The following is a 20,083-nucleotide window of genomic DNA, read 5'->3' as shown; positions in this document are numbered from 1 at the left end:
GAGCAATAATCCGGCCTTGCGACCGATCCGACTACCCCGGTTTTTGGTGCGAGTTGCGCGCCAGATCGTCAGGGCAGAGAATTCCGTGGCAGCGCAAAGCCGCCGTGGCTAACCCTAGCGGGAAACCAGATGCGATGACAATGGCTGATTTCAGTCACGAGCGATGCGTCGGGCGGGGTATGCCCCACTGCCCGACGACAATCTAAGCCATACCTACGGTCTACACATAGTCCTGCCGTTGCAGACCATACTTCGCCATTTTCTCGTTCAACGTCCGGCGCGGCAGGCACAGCTCATCCATCACGCCAGTGATCGACCCTTTGTGGCGGCGCATGGTGTTGTCGATCAACATCCGTTCAAACGCCTCGACATAATCCTTCAGCGGCTTGCCCTCGGTGGTCAGCGCAGGCCCGGAAGCTTCATTATCCGCCATCAACAGCGAGGCAATCGAGCCCGAGCCTCGGCGGTTCTGCAACACCGCACGTTCTGCGATATTCACCAACTGCCGCACATTGCCCGGCCACGGCGCTTGCAAAAGTTGCGCCGCTTCCTGCGCCGTCACCTGCGGCGCGTCGCAGCCATACTCTTCGGCGAATTGTTCCGAAGACCGGGTGAACAACGTCAGAATATCTTCTCCGCGCGCCCGCAGGGGTGGGCAGATGATCGTCATCGCACCCAAACGGTAGAACAAATCGGATCGCAACACATCTTCCAGCGTCTTGTCGGGCGCATGTTCGTTGCAGATCGCGATGATGCGAGTTTCGGGCGGCATCCCCTGTTCGTTGATCAGCGTCAGCAGCCGCGATTGCAGCGGATGGCTCAACGCCTCAATATCCTCAAGGCACAACGTGCCGCCACGGGCTTCTTCGACCAACGGCAGGTTGCCATCTTCCGAAGGACCGAACAGTTTCGCCGCCAACTGATCTTCGCTCCACGCCGCACAAGACACTGTGACGAATTTCTTCGATCCACGCGGGCCAACGGCGTGCAAAGCATGTGCCACCAAAGTTTTACCCGTCCCCGTCTCACCGTCAATCAACACATGGCTATCGGCTTGACCAAGATCCAGAATATCCTCGCGCAGCCGCTCCATCGCAGGGCTAGCGCCGACCAATTTCTTCATCAGGATCGAACCATCCGACAATTCGCGCCTGAGCGCCCGATTGTCCAAGGTCAAGCGCCGCGCCATGGTCGCGCGCTTGGCAAGTTCGGTCATCCGGTCAGGATTAAACGGCTTTTCGAGGAAATCATATGCTCCGACTCGCATCGCCTCAACCGCCATCGGCACATCGCCATGACCCGTGATTAAAATCACAGGCAGGCCCGAATCCATCCCCATCAACCGTTTCAGAAACGCCATGCCGTCCATGCCAGGCATCTTGATATCCGAGACCACAACCCCTGGCCATTCCGGCCCCAGCGCCTTCAACGCTTCTTCCGCGCTCGCATATGTCTCGGTGTCAAACCCCGACAGGGCCAGCCACTGGCTGATTGACGCGCGCATATCCGCCTCGTCGTCCACAATCGCCACTTTCATTGCCCGTGCCATGCCGTCCTCATTCCGCTGCTTTTGCTTCTTTGCCCAACAAGGGCAGTTGCACTTCAAACACCGCGCCACCGCTCTCAGAGTTATGCGCCGTCAAGCGCCCGCCCAGATCGGTCACAATGCCCGAAGATATCGCCAGACCTAGGCCCACGCCCTCGCCCGGCTTTTTCGTCGTATAGAATGGCTCGAAGATCGAGCCGATGTCGCCAATGCCCGTGCCGTTGTCTCGCACGGCCAAAGTGGCGCTCTCACCCATCGTCAACAAGATGTCGATCTGCGGATCAAGCATCTCTTTCGTCGCATCAAGCGCATTGCGCAATAAATTGATGATAACCTGCTCCAACCGAAGCCGATCCGCCATGACCATAACGGGTTGACGCGGAACAGTGCGGGTTATTTTCACCACCCGTTGTTTCAGCTGCGGTTCCATCATCGCCAAAGCCGAGGATACGCAGGCGCGCAGATCGACAGGCTCGAAAGCCTCGCCGCCCTTACGCGCATAAGATTTGAGCTGTCGGGTAATAGCGCCCATTCGGTCAATCAGATCGTCAATGCGCTGGAAAGAAGACAAAGCCTCATCCGGGCGTTTACGCTGCAATAACAGCCGCGCCCCCGCGAGGTAAGTTTTCATTGCTGCCAAAGGCTGGTTCAACTCATGGCTGACCGCCGCTGACATTTCGCCCAACGCCGCCAACTTTGAGGATTGCGCCAAGGTCAACTCCGCCACTTCCAGCGTTTTTTGCACCTTTTCGCGTTCCGCAATCTCGCGGCTCAGGCGCGCATTCAACAGCCGCAATTCCGCAGATTCGCGTTGGAACGAGACAGATTGCGACCAAGCCCGCCTCGAAAGCACATAAAACGTCAACGCCGTCAGAATAGCGAAGCCCATGATTTCCAAGGCAATCACGCCGTTAACCCGCTCACGCACCGAGTCGTAAGCGGTGAAAGTCACCATCTTCCAGCCCTGAAACGGTACCCGCGCCTCGGTCCGCAACACCGCCTCGCCTGAGACATAGGCATCGGGCGGGTTCTGCGCCCAGTCAGCCGCACCTTTCAACGCGCGATCCAAGGCTGAGGAAGCATCCGTGGGTGTCAGAGCCTCACCCACGGGCTTGCTGCGCCACGAAGGCTCGGTCGCCAAAATGACTGTGCCTTCGGAGTTGGTCACAAGCACCGCATCCTGCAAGCCCGCCCAAGCCCGTTCGTGCTTCATCATGTCAACGGCCACGACGATAACACCCAATACTTGCCCGTCCGACTCGATCACCCGCGCATAGGTGAAATCGAACGCCCCACCCTCTTGCGGCGTGATCGAAAAGACCGTGTCGCGAGTGCGTTTGGCCTCGATAAAATAGCTGTCGCTTCGATGTGAAGTGCCGATCAGGTTGCGATTGGTTGAGCCAACCGTCCAACCGTCCTTGTCCAGCAGCAATATCGAAGCTACGCCAATTTCCTTTTGTACCTCGATCAGGCGCAAAGTGGTGTTGGCGAATGTGTTTTTCTTCAACGAGTCACGAATTGCCGGATCGTCGGCCAGCAACAGCGGCACCACTGCCGTCCGCTGCACTTCCGAGAGCATATTGCCCGAATAAAGTGCAAGCCGCAGTTCAGCCCGATTGCGGGTGGTTTCGGTAAACCGCTCTGACAGCCAGCGATTTGTCACCAGAACAACGCCCAATGCCAATAAAATCAATAGCGTAGCCGCCAGTCTGATCCGCCAGGATTTACCCGGCGCGGCGTCATTCAAACGTTTGAGGCGACTGCGGCTCTGCATAAAGCGACTTTAGGCCCGCCCAACATGGGCCTCAAGCCAATCAGCCTTAGGCCAGCGCCATCCCGCCCATCAGGCTGGCAAACAGCGCTGCGCCATCAGTGCCGCCAGTGTTGGGATCAACCACGCGCTCGGGGTGCGGCATCATGCCAAGCACACGGCGGTTGGCTGAAAGCACGCCCGCGATGTCTGCCGCAGCGCCATTCGGATTGTTGGTGTAGGTAAAAGCGATGCGATCTTCAGCGTGCAAAGCTGCCAGACCTTCGGCGTCGATGGTATAGTTGCCATCGTGATGCGCCACAGGCACAGCAATCTGCTGACCCTTGGCATAATCATTGGTAAACGCGCTGTCGGTGGTTGCCACTTGCAGGCCGATCGTCTTGCAGATGAACTTAAGCCCGGCGTTGCGCATCAAGGCGCCCGGTAGCAACTGCATTTCTGTCAGCACCTGAAAGCCATTGCAGATGCCCAATACGTACCCACCTCGCCCCGCATGGCTGCGAATGGCCGCCGCAATCGGAGACTGCGCCGCAATCGCGCCGCAACGCAGGTAATCGCCAAACGAAAACCCCCCCGGAACTCCGACCACGTCGGTGCCCGCAGGAAGCGCCGTATCCTTGTGCCAAACCCGCGACACCTCAAACCCGGCGCGCTCAAATGCGACGGCAAGATCACGGTCACAGTTTGATCCGGGAAAGGTGACGACGGCGGCTTTCATGGCAGCGCTCCGAAAGGTTGGGATGGGTTGCGGATAGCGCAATCCGCCCGCCGCTTCCAGTCCAAAACATCGGCGCGACGGGGCGGAGTTTGCGCGAAAACTCGGCTAAGCGCTCAAATCCGCAGTCATCGCCAGACGTGGCGGCATCGTGACGCGATCCGATTACCCATTCTAAACACTCGCCGAGCCAAGCGGCGTCAGATCAACTCGACGCGGTAGCTTTCGATCACGGTGTTTGCCAGCAGCTTGTCGCACATCGTCTTCACCGCTGCCTCGGCTGCGGTTTTATCGGTCTCGGCCAGATCAAGCTCGATCACTTTGCCCTGCCGCACGCCGTTCACCCCGGCAAACCCGAGCGTGCCAAGCGCGTGGCGCACTGCCTCGCCCTGCACATCCAGAACGCCAGATTTCAGCATGACCGTTACGCGCGCTTTCATAGCAATCTCCAGAGTTGCAAGGTTGCGCCCCATTAGCCTGCTACGGCTGGTTCGACAAGGGTGGATGCGGCGCGGCTTGTGGCCGAGCACTGGGGGTTTGACCCCCAGACCCCTAGGATATTTGAGCACAAAGGATCAACTAAGCGGACGAATGAGAGGAGGCGCGTCTGCTCAGTTGATCAGCGTCGGCTTTACCGTATGGGTGACGTTCGAGGGCAATACTCCCAGACGCCGCGCGAGTTCGGTGTAGACGTCGGGCAACGGTCCCGGCTCGGGGATAGGTTGGCCGTCACCGCGATCTACCAAGCCGCGCAGATCCCACAAACGGCAGCTGTCGGGGCTGATCTCATCTGCCACGATCAGGCGCATGTAGTCGCCTTCCCAAATCCGACCGACCTCAATGCGAAAATCTACCAGACGGATGCCAACGCCGAGCATCACGCCGGACATGAAATCATTCACCCGCAAAGCCAGAGCGATCACGTCATCGAGGTCTTGCTGCGTGGCCCAGCCAAAGGCGACGATATGTTCCTCAGCGACCATCGGCAGCGATAGCCGATCATCCTTCAGGTAATACTCGACAATCGGGCGTGGCAAAGCGGTGCCTTCTGGGATGCCCAAACGCTCTGAAATCTCGCCAGCGGCGAAGTTGCGCACCACGACTTCAAGCGGGATGATTTCGGCCATCCGCACCAGCTGCTCGCGCATGTTAACGCGGCGGATGAAATGCGTCGGCACGCCGATGGCATTCAGCCCCGACATGAAAAACTCCGACAGACGGTTGTTCAAAACGCCTTTGCCTTCGACCGCAGCCGGAGTTGCTTCGGTGGCGGTCGGCGCAGAATCGTCTTTGAAATACTGGATCAGAGTGCCCGGTTCCGGTCCTTCATAAAGGATCTTCGCCTTGCCCTCGTAAACCTTCTTCCTGCGCGCCATGGATGCTCCGATGCCATAGGGACACGGGGGCGGCAAACGCCACCCCTGCCCTTTTTTCGAGCCTATATGCCAAGCGGTGCTTGGGGGCAAGGCTTGTGGGGGGCAACTCGGGCGGCAATCCACGCCACCGACTGACCGAAAGCTGTGCGGCTGCTGATCGGTCGCACGCAGCACTTGGCTTTTTGTCTTGAACGAAGCCCGTAGCGTAGGCATATGGAGTGGAAGTTTCCATGACCCAGAGGGCCAGCCATGACCACTTTTGACGACCGCGAAAACGCTTTTGAATCGAAATATGCCCATGATGCCGATATGCAGTTTCGCGCCGAGGCACGGCGCAACAAGCTGACCGGGCTTTGGGCGGCGGGGCTGTTGGGCAAAACCGGCGACGACGCTGCGGAATATGCGATGGCCGTGGTCAGCGCCGATTTTGAAGAAGCCGGCATCGAAGACGTGGTGCGCAAGGTTGCGAGCGACCTCGGCAGCTTGGCTACCCCGGAAGTGGTGCGGGCGAAAATGGCCGAACTGCTGCCAGTGGCTAAAGCCCAACTGATGACCGAGTTTTAAGCTTAACCGCTCATATTTACCAGAGAGCCGCTGCCGATACCGGTGGGCGGCTCTTTGTTTTTTACTCGGTCGCTCCGAGTTTCTGCAAGACGCCGGGTTCTGCAAAGCGCCGAGTTTCTGCAAAACGCACATTCGCCCCAGTTTTGCTGGCTGAATATGCGGCGCGTGCATTATGTTATGCGGAATATAGATTTGCCTCGCCCTGCCCCGCGTGGCAAACACGGCTGCAACACGTTCCGGCAACGGAACAATTTATAAACAGTATCAGACGAGGTCCGCTTATGTCCCAAGACGCGCTTACCAAATTGCTCGCCAGCAACGATTGGCTGATGGCCGACGGTGCAACTGGCACCAACCTGTTCAACATGGGGCTGGAATCCGGTGAGCCGCCAGAGTTTTGGAACGTCGATAAGCCAGACAATATCCGCACCTTGTATCGCAATGCGGTCAATGCGGGCTCGGATATTTTCCTGACCAACACCTTTGGCGGCAATGCCAGCCGATTGAAATTGCACCAAGCCCAAGGCTGGGTGCGCGAGTTGAACCGGGTCGGCGCTGCTTTGGGACGTGAGATTGCAGATGCTTCGGGGCGTGTCGTGGTGGTTGCGGGCTCGGTTGGCCCTACGGGTGAGATTTTTGAGCCGATGGGCACGTTGACCCACCGTGCAGCGGTTGAAATGTTCCACGAGCAGGCTGAGGGCTTGAAAGAGGGCGGCGCGGATGTGCTGTGGGTCGAAACCATGTCAGCGCCGGAAGAATATGCGGCGGCGGCAGAGGCTGCGGCTTTGGCGGGGATGCCGTGGTGCGGCACGATGAGTTTCGACACTGCCGGGCGGACGATGATGGGCACAACCTCGGCTGCGATGGCTGAGATGGTGGAAAAGCTGGCCAATCCGCCGATCGCGTTTGGGGCGAATTGTGGTGTGGGGGCGTCGGATTTGATGCGGACCGTGCTCGGGTTTGCGGCGATTGGCTCGGCGCGGCCTTTGATCGCCAAGGGCAATGCCGGGATACCGAAGTATCACGACGGCCATATCCATTACGATGGCACGCCGGAGTTGATGGGCGAATATGCGGTGCTCGCGCGTGACGCGGGCGTGCGGATCATCGGTGGGTGCTGTGGCACGATGCCGGAGCATCTGGCAGCGATGCGCAAGGCGTTGGAGAATACACCGAAAGGGCCGATGCCTTCGCCTGAGGATATCACCGCGAAACTGGGGGCGTTTTCGTCTAATTCGGATGGCACCGGGGATACCTCGAACGATCCGAAGCGTGAGCGTCGCAATCGGCGGGGTTGAGGTTTGTTGCTATCGGTTTGGGTTGGATAAGCTCTGGCTGGGATGAGATTTCTGGCGGGAAAAGGTTGATGGGGCGCTTGTTGCAAGCGCCCCTTTGTATTGAAGTGAGACTTCAGAGCGGCGCATTTCCACCAAAAGTCTAGGGAATTAAAACAGCTTGAGTTGATCGCCTGCCCTCGCCGGGACGGTGAACAGATCGCAGCGCAGGGGCGGCAGTTTCACCGACATGCCCAGCCGATCAACTGCGACCTTGAAGCGGCGTGCCATCAGATCGGCCCAAAGCCCCTCTCCCCGCATACGTTTGCCAAACGCCGGATCATAGTCGAGGCCGCCATGCAGCTCGCGCACCCGGCCCATCACCTTAGCGGCGCGGTCGGGAACATGCTCGGCCAGCCAATCTTGGAATAGGCCGGAGACTTCACGCGGCAGGCGCAGGGCGATATAGCTGGCGGCGCTGGCACCTGCGTCGCGGGTGGCTTGCATGATCGGTTCCAACTCGTGATCGGTGAGGCCGGGGACCATCGGGGCGATCATTGCGCGCACGGGAATGCCCGCTTGCGCCAGGCGGGTGATCACCGCCAAACGCCGCTTCGGGGCGGGGGCGCGGGGTTCCATACGGCGGGACAGATCGGCGTCGAGCGTGGTTACAGAAATACCAACGCGGCACAGGCCCTGCGCTGCCATCTCGGCCAGCAGATCAATATCACGCTCAATCAAGCTGCCTTTGGTGGTGATCGCTACGGGATGTTTGAAGGCGCGCAACACTTCCAGCACCTCTCGCATCACGCCATACTCGGCCTCAATCGGCTGATAGGGGTCGGTGTTAGTGCCAAGCGCCATCACCGCGACCTTGTAGGATTTCGCGCGGAGCTCCTGCTCCAACACCGCACCAATGCCGGGGCGCGCGACCAGTTTGGTCTCAAAATCCAAACCCGGAGACATATTCAAGAACGCATGGCTGGGGCGAGCGAAGCAGTAGATGCAGCCATGCTCACAACCGCGATAGGGGTTGATCGAACGGTCAAATGGCAGGTCGGGCGAGCGGTTGTAGCTGATCGCCGAGCGCGGGGTTTCCAGCCGGACTTCAGTGCGCAAAACGCGCTCCTCCGGCGGCTCCCACCCGTCCTCGAACGCCTCTCGTGTGGCACCTTCAAACCGCCCCACAGCATTGCCCAACGCGCCGCGTCCACGCGGCTTGACGCCCGGCATGATTGTGGTGTCAGGTTTATTCATGCTGGCAAACTAGAACAAATGCGGAACGATCAAAAGCGAAAACTGGTCCGCGTGCTATTGAAGTCGGCTTTCTGTTGGCGCATGTCGCTATTCGCATAGTGTCGCGCGGGCTTTGGCCCCATCACATTGACAACCGCCCAAGGAGTTCCCAGATGGCCGACGACGAAATCATCCTTGCTGATCTTTCCGATGACGAACTGGTTATGCAAATGCATGACGACCTTTACGACGGTCTGAAGGAAGAGATCGAAGAAGGCGTCAATTTGCTCATCAGCCGCGGCTGGACTCCGTATGACACGCTCACCAAGGCTTTGGTCGCTGGCATGACCATCGTCGGCGCTGACTTCCGTGACGGCATCTTGTTCGTTCCAGAAGTGCTGCTGGCCGCCAATGCGATGAAGGGTGGCATGTTCATCCTGAAGCCGCTGTTGATCGCGACCGGTGCTCCGCGTATGGGCAAAATGGTCATCGGCACTGTTAAAGGCGACATCCACGACATTGGCAAAAACCTTGTCGGCATGATGATGGAAGGCGCTGGCTTTGAAGTGCGAGACCTTGGCATCAACAACTCGGTTGAGAAATATCTCGCGGCTTTGGAAGAAGAAAAGCCTGATATCCTTGGCATGTCGGCGCTACTGACCACCACGATGCCCTATATGAAAGTCGTGATCGACACGATGAAAGAAAAGGGTATGCGCGAGGATTATATCGTTCTGGTCGGCGGTGCGCCGTTGAACGAAGAATTCAGCAAGGCGATTGGTGCGGATGCTTATTGCCGGGATGCTGCGGTTGCGGTTGAAACCGCAAAGGCTCTGGTCTTGCGCAAACACAATCAAATGAACGCTTAAGGCTGGCAGTTGAACGCTTATTGCGGCGAATGACTGCCTAATCCGGTTTTTAGGGAACTTCATAAGCCTCGGGGTCTTGCCCCGGGGCTGTTTAATTGCCACCTTAATAAGATCAGCGGTTTGCACTTTGATACCAGCGCAATGATACGGGCGCAGTAGGTTGCTAACCGCGTCATAAGGAGGATGCCATGCCGCTCCCGACCTTTTTAGCCCTGATCTTCGGGGTAATCCTTGCGGCTGGTGCGTCCATCGCTGTGTTGCAAGTTGCGGGCCTGTCTTTTGTCTGGCTCGGCCTGTTTGCCCTGTGTCTCGCCCTGTTCGTCCGCACATTGAAATGGCACTGATCAGTGACGTCACTCTGACCGAACAAGGCTTGGAGCCTGCCCATCAGGGGCGGGTTCTGTTGATTGCCTGTGGTGCGCTGGCGCATGAGGTGCTGGCGGTGAAGCGGTTGAACGGCTGGCAGCATTTGGATTTGCAATGCCTGCCCGCCAATCTGCACCTATATCCCGACCGCATCACCGACGCCGTTGAGAAAGCCGTGTTGGCGCATCGCGGCGAGTACGAGCGTTTCTTTGTGCTATATGCGGATTGCGGCACTGGCGGGCAGCTTCTGGCTAAGTGCCAAGAGCTCGGCGTTGAGATGATCGAAGGCCCGCATTGCTATTCGTTTTTTGAAGGCAATGCTGAGTTTGCTTCACACCCTGACGAGTTCACCGCGTTCTATTTGACAGATTTTCTGGTGCGTCAGTTCGATGCTTTTGTCTGGCGTCCAATGGGGTTGGACCGTCACCCACAACTGCGCGATATGTATTTCGGCAATTACACCAAGCTTGTGTATCAGGCGCAAACCAACGATCCGGCTTTGGACGTAAAGGCGGAAGAATGCGCACGGCGTCTGGGCCTTGCCTATGAGAGACGCTTTACTGGCTACGGTGATCTGGCGACAGTGATGGCGCAGGCGGCGGGTTAAGCTATGCCAGCAGCGCGCGGGCCGCGTCCCGGGCGGCTTCAGTCACACGATCTCCCGCCAGCATTCGCGCGATTTCCTCAATCCGCGACTCGGTTTCCAGCGGCACCACGGTCGACAGGGTCTGGCCTTTGCTCACGCGCTTTTCGACGCGCCAGTGATGCCCACCCAAAGCGGCCACCTGCGGGCTGTGGGTGACGACCAAGACCTGCGCAGTCGTCGCCAAGGCTTTCAAACGACGCCCCACCGCATCGGCAGTAGCCCCGCCCACCCCGCGATCAATTTCATCGAAAATCATCGTCAGGCCGGGCGTGTTGGCTGTCAGGCAAACCTTCAGAGCCAGCAGAAAGCGCGAGAGTTCACCACCCGAGGCGATCTTGTTCAGCGCGCCGGAAGGTGCGCCGGGGTTGGTCGCGACGGTAAATTGCACCGCATCGACGCCATCCGGCCCGGGGTCTCCTGCGCTGACTTCAGTGGTGAAAACCGCGCGTTCCATCTTCAGCGGTGCAAGTTCGGCGGCCATCGCTTTGTCGAGACGGCTGGCTGCGGATTTGCGGGCCTTTGTCAGCACCATCGCCTCGCGCTGATAGGCAAGTTGCGCCTCGGCTAGGGCTTTTTCCAGCTTGGCCAACCCTGCAGTGCCGCCGTCAATAGCGGCTAACCGGGCGCGCAGATCGTCGGCAAAGCTCCCCAGATCATCGGCCAGCACGCTATGCTTGCGGGCTAGGGCGCGGATGGCAAACAGGCGCTCCTCCAAGCTTTCCAGATCACCGGGGCGGAAATCGAGGCCGCGCAGGCAGGCTTCGATGCCATCTTGCGCCTCACCGAGTTCGACCAAAGCCCGACCTAAAGCCGCCAGCGACGTATCAAGCCGACCCTCGGCTTTGTCCGACGCCGTCTCCAGCCAGCGCAAAGCGTCGCTGATCGCACTTTCGGCACCCTCGTTCAGCGCCGAATGGGCGCGCTGCACGTCGGCGCGGATACGCTCGGCCCCTTGCATGGCGCGGCGGCGGGTGTCCAGGCTCGCTTCCTCGCCGGGTTCGGGGTTCAGCTTATCCAGTTCGGCGACGGCATGGCGCAGGAAATCTTCTTCAACCTGCGCACGCATCAGCGCGTCTTGCGCCGTTGTCAGCACCGATTGCGCCTGCGCCTGCGCACGCCATGCCGCGCGAATGACGCTCAGATCAATTCCGGCGAAGCTGTCGAGCAGATTGCGATGGCCGCGCGGGTTTAGCAGGCCACGATCATCGTTTTGGCCGTGCAACTCGACCAGAGTATCGGACAGATCGCGCAGAACCTCGGTCGAGACACGGCGATCGTTGACGAAGGCGGTTTTGCGGCCATCAGCGGTGTTGATGCGGCGCAAGATCAGTTCGTCCGGGTCGGCAAAGCCAGCCTCCAGCAGCACGGCGCGCGCGGCGTGGCCAGGGGGCAGGTCAAACTCGGCCACCACTTCGCCTTGGGCGGCACCAGAACGGACCAGTTCGGCACGACCACGCCAGCCCAAAACGAAGCCCAAAGCGTCGAGCAAAATTGATTTACCCGCCCCGGTTTCACCCGTCAGCACATTCAGTCCCGGAGCAAACTCCAAGGTGAGCCGATCAATGATCAGCACATCGCGGATATCAAGGGTGCGCAGCATCGCCGCATCCTTTGAAATCTGACCCTTCGCAGAGCAATCGGGCGTCTGCGCCGCAGCGCAGGGCCGTCACAACCATTCGCCCTTGATCGTCTGGCGATAGATTTGTGAAAGCCAGCTTGTGCCTTTAGCTTCCGGAGCCAGACCCTGTTTTTTCAGCAAGTTAAAGGCGTCTTGGTAGAACGGTGAGGACTGATAGTTATAGCCCAAGATCGCCCCGGCCGTTTGCGCCTCATCGGTAAGACCCAACGCGAGATAGGATTCTACCAACCGCTCCAACGCTTCAGCGGTATGGGTGGTTGTCTGGAAATCCTGCACAACCGAGCGGAAGCGGTTGATCGCTGCCGTAAAGTTGCCGCGCTTCAGATAGTAACGTCCGATCTCCATGTCCTTGGCGGCCAAGTGATCGAAGGCAAGATCGAACTTCAGCGTCGCCGATTTGGCGTATTCGCTGTCAGGATATTCTTCAATCACCACGCGCAGAGCTTGCAGCGCCTGGTAGGTCAGGCCCTGATCGCGCCCAACCTCGTCGATCTGATCGTAATACGACAGCGCCAGCAGGAACGAGGCATAGGCCGCATCCTCATCACCCGGGTAAAAATCGAGATACCGTTGCGCCGCAATGCGGGCTTCTTCATATTTTTTGTTTTTGTGCTGGGTAAACGCCTGCATGATCAGCGCGCGCTTGGCCCATTCCGAATAGGGGTAAAGCCGCTCTACCTCTTGGAAATCGGTCAGGGCATCTTCGTTTTTGCCCCTGCGATTTTCCAGCGCGAGCTCACCGCGTTTGTAAAGCTGTTCGGCGGTCAAACCGTCTAACGCCTCGGTATCGCTTTGCTTTTTCTGTGAACACGCGGCCAAGCTGGCCACAAGCACCACAATACCCAGCATCCGCAGAGCTTTGCCCAACTGTCCGCCTGCCATCTTCCGCCTACCCCATTTGCCGCGCCGAGGGCCCTAAGTATAGGGCCGCGTTCACCGCGCTTTCGCCCCTCGTAGCACAGAAAAATCGCAGGCGCAAAACGGCTTTCGCGCTTTCGAGAATGGTTTTAGCCCCGCAAGGGCAGATCGCCGCGATGCACGCCAACGCCGGGCAGCTTTCCGCCCGCAAGACCTTCACAATCTTGCTCTATCCAAGCACCCGGCGTAGCGAAAAGCGCGCGCAACAAACGGTTGGTCATCGCATGTCCCGCACGCTCGGCGGTGTAGCGGCCAAGGATCGGCGCGCCTGCCAAAGCAAGATCACCCAAAGCGTCGAGCATTTTGTGACGCACAGGCTCATCCGAATGGCGCAGGCCGCCCGGAGACAGCACTTTCGCGCCGTCAAACACCACGGCATTTTCCAGCGTACCGCCCAAAGCCAAGCCCCGCGCCTGCATATCAATAACGTCGGAGTTACGGCAGAATGTGCGGCTGTCGGATAATTCACGCACGAAAGCGCCATTCGACATATTCAAATGCTTGGATTGCTTGCCGATCGCGGCATCCTCGAAATCAATCTTGAAGTCGATTTCCAGCATATCGGATGGTTCTAGCCGCGCAAAGGCAGCACCGTCGCGCACCTCGACCGCGCGCAAGATACGGATAGCCACCACTGGCGCGAACTGGGCAACGATGCCTGCGTTCAGGAAACCTTCGACAAACAACGCCGCCGAGCCATCAAGGATTGGCACTTCGGGTCCGTCAATTTCGATCACCGCGTTACTGATTGCCGAACCTGCAAGCGCCGCCATCACATGCTCGATCGTCGAGACGGTAGCACCAGCGGCGTTTGCCACCAGCGTACACAGCTTCGACGACACAACCGCATCCCAGCGTGCAGGGATCCTGCCGTCGCCCTCAACGTCCGAGCGCAGGAACCAGATACCGTGGTCCGCCGCCGCCGGATGTACCTTCATCGTGACGGCAGCACCCGAGTGCAAGCCGTAGCCGGTAAAGATAGCCGTGGTTTTCAGCGTATTTTGCAACGGAATTCTCCGGGACGTTAATTTTTTGGCCCCCTCTAGGGCCGCAACATTACCTAAGTCCGCTGGGGCGTTATCTCAACTCACAGATTGTAACGGAGTGTGACAGAAAATTAACAATGTAAACCATTGATATAAAACGAAAAAGGCCCGGATATTTCCGGGCCTGTTACGTTCACGTCGATCGCATTGCTTGCCGACTCAGTTGGCTTGGCGACGCAAAAAGGCTGGAATTTCAATCCGCTCTTGGTCAGCTGACAATTCCTGCTCGTCATCGTAAGCGGTGACGGGCGGCTGCTGCCGGACAGCTTGGGCGCGCTCCGGTGCTTGCTCAGCACCGCCACCCGCCATGCGGTTGATCAGGCTGCCGATGCCGAAACGTGGGCGCTCGGCTGGTTTTGGTGCCGGAGCAGGGGCTGCCATACGCTGCTGCGGCTGCTGCACTGGCTGACGTGGAGCACCGCCTTGCGATGGGGCTTTCGACACAGCGGCTTGAAGACGTGCCAACGCTTCGGGCGATGGAGTGCCAGCGGCGCGCGGACGTGGCGCTACAAAGCTGCCCGCATCAGCGTCAAGCGACAGCGGAGCCGGGGCTTGCGCGCGTGGCTGCTGCACTGGCTGATGTGCCGGGCGGTAAACCGGAGCAGGCAATCCGTCTTCGATCATGTCATCGGCACGATCATGAAAGCTAGGCTGTTGCGACTCAAACAGATCTTGTGCAGGCGCCTGATACTGCTGCACTGGCGCTGGAGCCGGTTGCTGAACCGGAGCTTGCACCATCACGCGCGGCTCAGGTGCCGGAGCTGCAGGTTTCAAAGGTTCAGCCATCGAGCGGCGAGTCGCAGGCATTTCAGCGCGATTTTGGCCAACGTCGATACCGGTTGCCACCACAGAAACCCGCAGAGTGCCCTCCATCGAAGTATCCAAGGTGGAACCGACGATGATATTCGCGTCGGGATCAACTTTTTCGCGGATGATATTGGCAGCTTCATCGAGTTCAAACAGCGTCAAATCATAGCCGCCAGTGATGTTGATCAGCACGCCTTTAGCGCCGTGCAAAGAAATCTCATCCAGCAATGGGTTGGCAATGGCTTTCTCGGCAGCTTCCACGGCGCGGTTATCGCCGGTAGCTTCGCCGGTACCCATCATCGCCTTGCCCATCTCATCCATCACCGCGCGGACATCGGCGAAGTCGAGGTTGATCAGGCCAGGACGCACCATTAGGTCGGTAACGCCCTTAACGCCCTGATACAGCACATCATCCGCCATCGCGAAAGCGTCGGTGAAAGTGGTGCGTTCATTCGCCAAGCGGAACAGGTTCTGGTTTGGAATGATGATCAGCGTATCGACAACTTTTTGCAGCGCCGCAATGCCGTCTTCGGCCTGCTTCATCCGCTTGTTGCCCTCAAACTGAAAGGGCTTAGTCACAACGCCGACGGTCAGAACACCCAGTTCACGCGCGGCTTGCGCGATGATCGGGGCCGCCCCAGTGCCCGTGCCGCCGCCCATGCCCGCCGTGATGAAGCACATATGCGCGCCTGCAAGGTGATCGACGATTTCCTCGATGGTTTCTTCGGCAGCCGCAGCGCCAACCGTCGGACGCGCACCAGCACCCAGACCTTCGGTGACCTTCAGACCCATCTGAATCTTTACCGGAGCGTTTGATTGTTGAAGCGCCTGAGCGTCGGTGTTGGCGACAACAAACTCGACCCCTTCAAGGTTTTTCTCAATCATGTTGTTGACGGCATTGCCGCCCGCGCCACCGACGCCAAACACTGTGATACGCGGCTTCAACTCATCGCGTGCCGAGGCCATGATCAGATTCAATGCCATTTTTATCCGCCTGTTCTTATACGCGGGCTGCCGCCGCCGGTTTGTCGTGTCGGTCTGTTCGCTGCCTGTCCCAAAGCAGAGTTCGCCGAATTAGTCCCGATTCTATCCACAGATCGCCAGAAGGTCACGTAAAAAACACACTGGCCCCACAAAATATGGGGCCAGTTAGGTCTATATTAGCGGTATTTCGCCTGAAGCACCCGATTTAGCGGATCACCAGTTGTCCTTGAACCACCTGAAGGCCCGTTTCAGCGATCTTGCAGGGTAACGTTCGGTCGGAATGTCGAAATCCCACCACTCATCTTGTGGGTGGGCGGCGAACAGGCAAAGCCCGACGGCGCTGGAAAATGCGGCACCCGTGGCAGCTTGCGGCAAGCCCTGCACCCGCAAAGGCCGACCCATGCGGACACGCTGGCCAAGAATGCGACTGGCCAACCCATCCAGACCGGGGATTTGGCTCGCGCCGCCGGTCAGCACGATCTGCTGGCTTGGCAGGCTGTCAAAACCCGCCACATCCAGACGCGAGCGGACTTCTTCGAGGATTTCCTCAACCCGTGGTCGCATGATGCCGATCAACTCGGTGCGGCTGATTTGGCGACGGTCTTTCTCCCAGTCGCCCGAGTCGCCGCCCATTTCGATCATCTCACGGTCGTCCATGCCCGTCGCATGAACGCCGCCGTGTTTGGTCTTGATGCGCTCGGCAACCACCAGCGGCACTTGCAAGCCCTTTGAGATATCCGAGGTCACATGATCGCCACCCATCCGCACGGAATCCGCGTAGATCATGTGTTTCTTCATAAAGATTGAGATGCCCGTCGCACCGCCGCCCATATCAATGCAGGCCGCACCAAGTTCCTGCTCATCTTCGACCAGCGAGGAAATACCCGAGACATAGGCCGACGAGGCGATGCCAGCGAGTTCAAGATCGCAGCGTTTGATGCAGTAAAGCAGGTTTTGCACCACCGACGCATCGACCGACAGCATGTGCAGATCGCAGGCCAAACGGTTGCCGATCTGGCCGCGCGGATCGCCAAGACCGCTGCGATGGTCCAAAGCGAAGTTAACCGGCTGGGCGTGCAACACCTCACGTCCGTCACCGAAATCTGGCACATCACAAGCCGCCAACACGCGGGCAACGTCTTGCTCGGTCACGACCGAGTCCTGCAATTCCCATTCGCCAGCAAGGCCATAGCTGCGCGGCTCTGCGCCCGAGAAGCAGGCGATGACGTGATCGACCCGCACATTCGCCATTTTCTGCGCCGCTTGCACCGCTGTGCGAATAGCGCGCTCGGTTTCATTCATCACCGCGATTTCGCCAAACCGCACACCGCGCGAACGTGTCGTCGCAGCCCCGATTACGCGGAAGCTGGATTGCCCAGCCATCGGCCCTACCCCATCGGCGTCGCGGTCCGGTTCAAACCCATCAAACCGCAGCACGAGGCAGGCAATTTTTGAAGTCCCCACATCCAAAATCGCCACCACACCGCGCTGCATTGCTGCCCGCCGCATGTTGCGCATTGCCCGTTGGGATTGGTAAAGGTCTGTCATAATCCGCTCTCCGTCGTCGGTGCCAGCCCTTGCGCGCGGCGGACTTCGTTCATCGCGAACGGAGCCAGCCGGATCGCCGGGCGGTCTTGATTTCTTAGGTCTATAGAAAGAATGTCACGTTCCAGCAATTTGTCGGCAGCGTTCAGCGCCAGCATCCGTTGCACCGCAGCCACCGGATTAACCGAAGGCAACAGCACGCGCTGATCGCGATCTAAAATCAGATCCCAGCGGCGTTCACCAACCCGGATCAACCCGCGCACCCGGGGGCTGATCGGTTGCACCGCATCAAATATCGCCAAGGCTTCCGGCATCGCAGCCTCTACCCCGTCGCCGGCCACCAGCGGCAGATCGGCACGGTCAGCACGGGCGGAAAGCCCCGCAACCCGGTGTCCGGTGGCGTCAAGCAGTTGCAAACCCGCAGCACCACGCCACACCGCAACCGGCACGCGCTCGGTCAGCACCACTTGCAAGACGCCGCCCGAACGCACGCGCAACTCGGCTTTCGCCACCGCATCTAAAGCTTCGGCGCGGGCGCGAAGTGCGTCCATATCCAGATCAAACGACGACTGCGGCAGTTTTAACGCGAGCTTGGCACGCACCGCGTCGGTCAAATCACGCGAGGCACCCTCCACCGACAAAAGCGAGACCCGAAACTCTGGCCGTTGTTCAAACTTGGTGCGCAGATCGGCAAAGCTTTGCACAATCGCAGCGCGGCGGGCGTCGTTATAAAGCACCCCCGTCGCGATCAGCGCCACCACGGTCAGCGGCAGACCCAGCCGGAAAACCACCCGGAAAACCGGCGTCAGCCACAGCCGCTGCATCCGATATTGCCAGCGCGTTGGTGCCGGATCACGGCGCACGCCATTGGCGGGAAGCGGACGGTTGCGGCCTAGCGATTGCATGAAGCGTCCTCCACCATCCAAGCGCAGAACGCGGGAAACGAGATGCCGAGTTGTCCAGCTTGCTCGGGGGCCAAAGAGGTTGGCGTCATTCCCGGCTGAGTGTTGGTTTCCAGCAGGATCAGACCATCAAGCCCGCGCGCTTCATCCCAGCGGAAATCCGTGCGACTGACACCGCGACACCCCAAAGCCTGATGCGCGCGCAAGGCGTAATCCATGCAAGCGGCGGTGATTTCCTCGGGCAATTCAGCCGGGATCACATGCCGCGAGCCGCCAGTTTTGTACTTCGCATCAAAGTCATACCAGCCATCGGTGAGAATATCGGTGACGCACAATGCCCGGTCGCCCATCACGGCAGTGGTCAATTCGCGCCCCGGCGCATAGCTTTCCACCATCACGACTTCGGGCATGCTCTCGGCCAAACGCGGTGCGTTGCTGCCTTCGCGGACGATATAAACCCCGACTGACGAGCCTTCATTATTCGGCTTCACCACATAGGGAGGCGGCAGAATATGGCCTTTGCTGACATCATCGCGCGCCGCCAAAACCGATTGCACAATCGGCAGACCAGCAGCCACAAAAACCTCTTTCGCGCGGGCCTTGTCCATCGCCAAAGCCGAGGCCAGCACGCCGGAGTGGGTATAGGGGATTTTCAGCCATTCCAGCAGGCCCTGAACGCAGCCATCCTCACCCCAGCGACCATGCAGGGCGTTGAAGCAAACATCGGGCTTACTTTCGGCCAAACGTGCTGGCAGATCGCGGCCACAATCGACCTCGACCACCTGATATCCTGCTTCCCGCAACGCGGCCGCGCATTCACGACCCGAGACCAATGAGACTTCCCGTTCTGCGGAAGGCCCACCCATCAATACCGCCACTTTGGAAGCCGCTTTTGTTAAGCCGCCCGCCATCTACTGCCTCATCCAGACCTTTGTTGGTCCATGATATTGTTATTTAAGCGTTTCGTTGACCGACCCGCATAATTTCCCACTCTAGCGTGATACCGCTCTGTTGGAAAACTCTTTTTCGCACTTCCTCACCTAAATCTTCTAGGTCGGCGGCGCTCGCACCCCCTGTATTGATCAGGAAATTCGAATGCATCGGCGACATTTGGGCACCGCCAAGCGTAAAGCCGCGCATCCCCGCATCGTCGATGACTTTCCACGCCTTCAGCTCTTGGCTGTCGTCGGCGCGGCCAGTGCTCGAATGGCCAATCGGATTGCGGAAGGTAGAGCCCGCCGAGCGGTCTTTCGTCGGCTGGCTGGCATCGCGTTTGGCGATTTGGTCGGTCATCCGGGCTTCGAGTGTAGCAGGATCACCGGGATCGGCGCGGAAGGTGGCGGAGACGATAACGCAGCCCTCGGGCAACTGGCTTTGACGATAGGCGAGATGCAGATCAGCGGCGGGGAGTTCTACAATTTCGCCGCTACGGGCAACACAGCGCGCCGAGATCAAATGATCGGCGACATAAGACCCATAGCAGCCCGCGTTCATGCGGACAGCACCGCCAATGCTGCCCGGAATGGTGCGCAGGAAAGTCAGATCGAGCCCCGCCTCGGCAGCCTTGCGCGCCACATGCGCATCCAAAGACGCAGCGCCCGCCGTCACTGTGCCGTCGCAAGTGATCGTATTGAACCCCCGCCCCAATCGGATCACGACCCCACGTAGACCACCATCGCGCACGATCAAATTGCTGCCAACGCCCATCGGAAACACCGGGATGGCGGGGTCGAGCGCGGCGAGGAAATCACACAGATCCGCCTCATCCGCAGGCTGAAACAGCCAATCGGCGGGGCCGCCGACGCGGAGCCAAGTCAGATCTGCGAGGGGGCGATGTGCTGTCAGAGTGCCGCGCACGGCGGGAAGATTTTGTGTCATG

General features: G+C 59.2%; 19 protein-coding genes. 5 read left to right on the top strand and 14 right to left on the bottom strand.

Annotated elements, in window-relative coordinates; translation table 11 throughout:
* Positions 1-220: 220 nt before the first annotated feature.
* The 5 genes from JWS10_RS14920 to JWS10_RS14900 form a co-directional block, all read right to left on the bottom strand.
* On the bottom strand, positions 221-1,549 hold the full coding sequence (locus JWS10_RS14920) for a sigma-54 dependent transcriptional regulator (protein ID WP_299482967.1): 1,329 nt from the start codon (positions 1,547-1,549) through the stop codon (positions 221-223).
* A gap of 7 nt (positions 1,550-1,556) precedes the next feature.
* Positions 1,557-3,320 carry an ATP-binding protein gene (locus tag JWS10_RS14915; RefSeq protein WP_299508668.1) on the bottom strand — a complete coding sequence of 588 codons (1,764 nt, stop codon included), beginning with the start codon at positions 3,318-3,320 and terminating at the stop codon, positions 1,557-1,559.
* A 46-nt stretch (positions 3,321-3,366) separates the two neighbouring features.
* Positions 3,367-4,035 carry a phosphoribosylformylglycinamidine synthase subunit PurQ gene (gene purQ, locus JWS10_RS14910; protein ID WP_299482961.1) on the bottom strand — a complete coding sequence of 223 codons (669 nt, stop codon included), beginning with the start codon at positions 4,033-4,035 and terminating at the stop codon, positions 3,367-3,369.
* Positions 4,036-4,232: 197 nt separating this feature from the next.
* Positions 4,233-4,472 (bottom strand): phosphoribosylformylglycinamidine synthase subunit PurS, encoded by a 240-nt coding sequence (purS, locus tag JWS10_RS14905; RefSeq protein ID WP_299482954.1) that lies wholly within the window; start codon positions 4,470-4,472, stop codon positions 4,233-4,235.
* A gap of 171 nt (positions 4,473-4,643) precedes the next feature.
* Complete coding sequence (locus tag JWS10_RS14900) at positions 4,644-5,408, bottom strand: phosphoribosylaminoimidazolesuccinocarboxamide synthase (RefSeq protein WP_299508667.1); 765 nt, start codon at positions 5,406-5,408, stop codon at positions 4,644-4,646.
* A gap of 249 nt (positions 5,409-5,657) precedes the next feature.
* Between JWS10_RS14900 and JWS10_RS14895 the strand changes: the two genes are divergently transcribed.
* Together JWS10_RS14895 and bmt are read left to right on the top strand one after the other, a co-directional pair.
* Positions 5,658-5,972, top strand: a complete 315-nt coding sequence (locus JWS10_RS14895) for a DUF1476 domain-containing protein (RefSeq protein WP_299482775.1) — start codon at positions 5,658-5,660, stop codon at positions 5,970-5,972.
* Between the two features lie 281 nt (positions 5,973-6,253).
* On the top strand, positions 6,254-7,270 hold the full coding sequence (bmt, locus tag JWS10_RS14890; protein WP_299508666.1) for a betaine--homocysteine S-methyltransferase: 1,017 nt from the start codon (positions 6,254-6,256) through the stop codon (positions 7,268-7,270).
* Between the two features lie 147 nt (positions 7,271-7,417).
* Here the strand turns inward: bmt and JWS10_RS14885 are convergent, their stop codons facing one another.
* Complete coding sequence (locus JWS10_RS14885) at positions 7,418-8,503, bottom strand: PA0069 family radical SAM protein (RefSeq protein ID WP_299508665.1); 1,086 nt, start codon at positions 8,501-8,503, stop codon at positions 7,418-7,420.
* A 152-nt stretch (positions 8,504-8,655) separates the two neighbouring features.
* Between JWS10_RS14885 and JWS10_RS14880 the strand changes: the two genes are divergently transcribed.
* From JWS10_RS14880 to JWS10_RS14870, 3 genes are all read left to right on the top strand, one after another.
* Positions 8,656-9,351, top strand: coding sequence for a B12-binding domain-containing protein (locus JWS10_RS14880; RefSeq protein ID WP_299482766.1), 696 nt, complete (start codon positions 8,656-8,658; stop codon positions 9,349-9,351).
* 188 nt (positions 9,352-9,539) lie between these two features.
* Positions 9,540-9,695: a hypothetical protein gene (locus JWS10_RS14875; protein ID WP_299482764.1), complete on the top strand. Its 156-nt coding sequence runs from the start codon at positions 9,540-9,542 to the stop codon at positions 9,693-9,695.
* Positions 9,686-10,324, top strand: coding sequence for a DUF1638 domain-containing protein (locus JWS10_RS14870; RefSeq protein WP_299508664.1), 639 nt, complete (start codon positions 9,686-9,688; stop codon positions 10,322-10,324). Before JWS10_RS14875 ends, JWS10_RS14870 begins: the two co-directional genes overlap by 10 nt.
* Position 10,325: 1 nt before the next feature.
* Here JWS10_RS14870 and recN read toward each other — a convergent pair whose 3' ends face one another.
* The 8 genes from recN to murB all read right to left on the bottom strand — a co-directional run bounded on the left by recN (position 10,326) and on the right by murB (position 20,082).
* On the bottom strand, positions 10,326-11,963 hold the full coding sequence (gene recN, locus JWS10_RS14865; protein ID WP_299508663.1) for a DNA repair protein RecN: 1,638 nt from the start codon (positions 11,961-11,963) through the stop codon (positions 10,326-10,328).
* 66 nt (positions 11,964-12,029) lie between these two features.
* Positions 12,030-12,884, bottom strand: a complete 855-nt coding sequence (locus JWS10_RS14860) for an outer membrane protein assembly factor BamD (protein ID WP_299508662.1) — start codon at positions 12,882-12,884, stop codon at positions 12,030-12,032.
* A gap of 125 nt (positions 12,885-13,009) precedes the next feature.
* The gene (gene lpxC, locus JWS10_RS14855; protein ID WP_299477671.1) at positions 13,010-13,927 is read right to left on the bottom strand and encodes a UDP-3-O-acyl-N-acetylglucosamine deacetylase; all 918 of its coding nucleotides are present in this window, start codon (positions 13,925-13,927) and stop codon (positions 13,010-13,012) included.
* Between the two features lie 198 nt (positions 13,928-14,125).
* Positions 14,126-15,757 (bottom strand): cell division protein FtsZ, encoded by a 1,632-nt coding sequence (gene ftsZ, locus JWS10_RS14850; protein ID WP_299477674.1) that lies wholly within the window; start codon positions 15,755-15,757, stop codon positions 14,126-14,128.
* Between the two features lie 213 nt (positions 15,758-15,970).
* Positions 15,971-17,305, bottom strand: a complete 1,335-nt coding sequence (ftsA, locus tag JWS10_RS14845) for a cell division protein FtsA (protein WP_299477677.1) — start codon at positions 17,303-17,305, stop codon at positions 15,971-15,973.
* Positions 17,302-18,207: a cell division protein FtsQ/DivIB gene (locus tag JWS10_RS14840; protein ID WP_299508661.1), complete on the bottom strand. Its 906-nt coding sequence runs from the start codon at positions 18,205-18,207 to the stop codon at positions 17,302-17,304. Before JWS10_RS14840 ends, ftsA begins: the two co-directional genes overlap by 4 nt.
* Positions 18,195-19,115, bottom strand: a complete 921-nt coding sequence (locus JWS10_RS14835; RefSeq protein WP_299508660.1) for a D-alanine--D-alanine ligase — start codon at positions 19,113-19,115, stop codon at positions 18,195-18,197. The genes JWS10_RS14840 and JWS10_RS14835 overlap by 13 nt, the downstream gene beginning before the upstream one ends.
* A gap of 43 nt (positions 19,116-19,158) precedes the next feature.
* Positions 19,159-20,082: a UDP-N-acetylmuramate dehydrogenase gene (gene murB / locus JWS10_RS14830; protein ID WP_299508659.1), complete on the bottom strand. Its 924-nt coding sequence runs from the start codon at positions 20,080-20,082 to the stop codon at positions 19,159-19,161.
* Position 20,083: the final 1 nt, after the last annotated feature.

Source organism: Cypionkella sp., assembly GCF_028290025.1.
GTDB lineage: Bacteria > Pseudomonadota > Alphaproteobacteria > Rhodobacterales > Rhodobacteraceae > Cypionkella.
The sequence above is the reverse complement of the archived record's forward strand: the minus strand, read 5'-3'. Positions and strand labels throughout refer to the sequence as shown.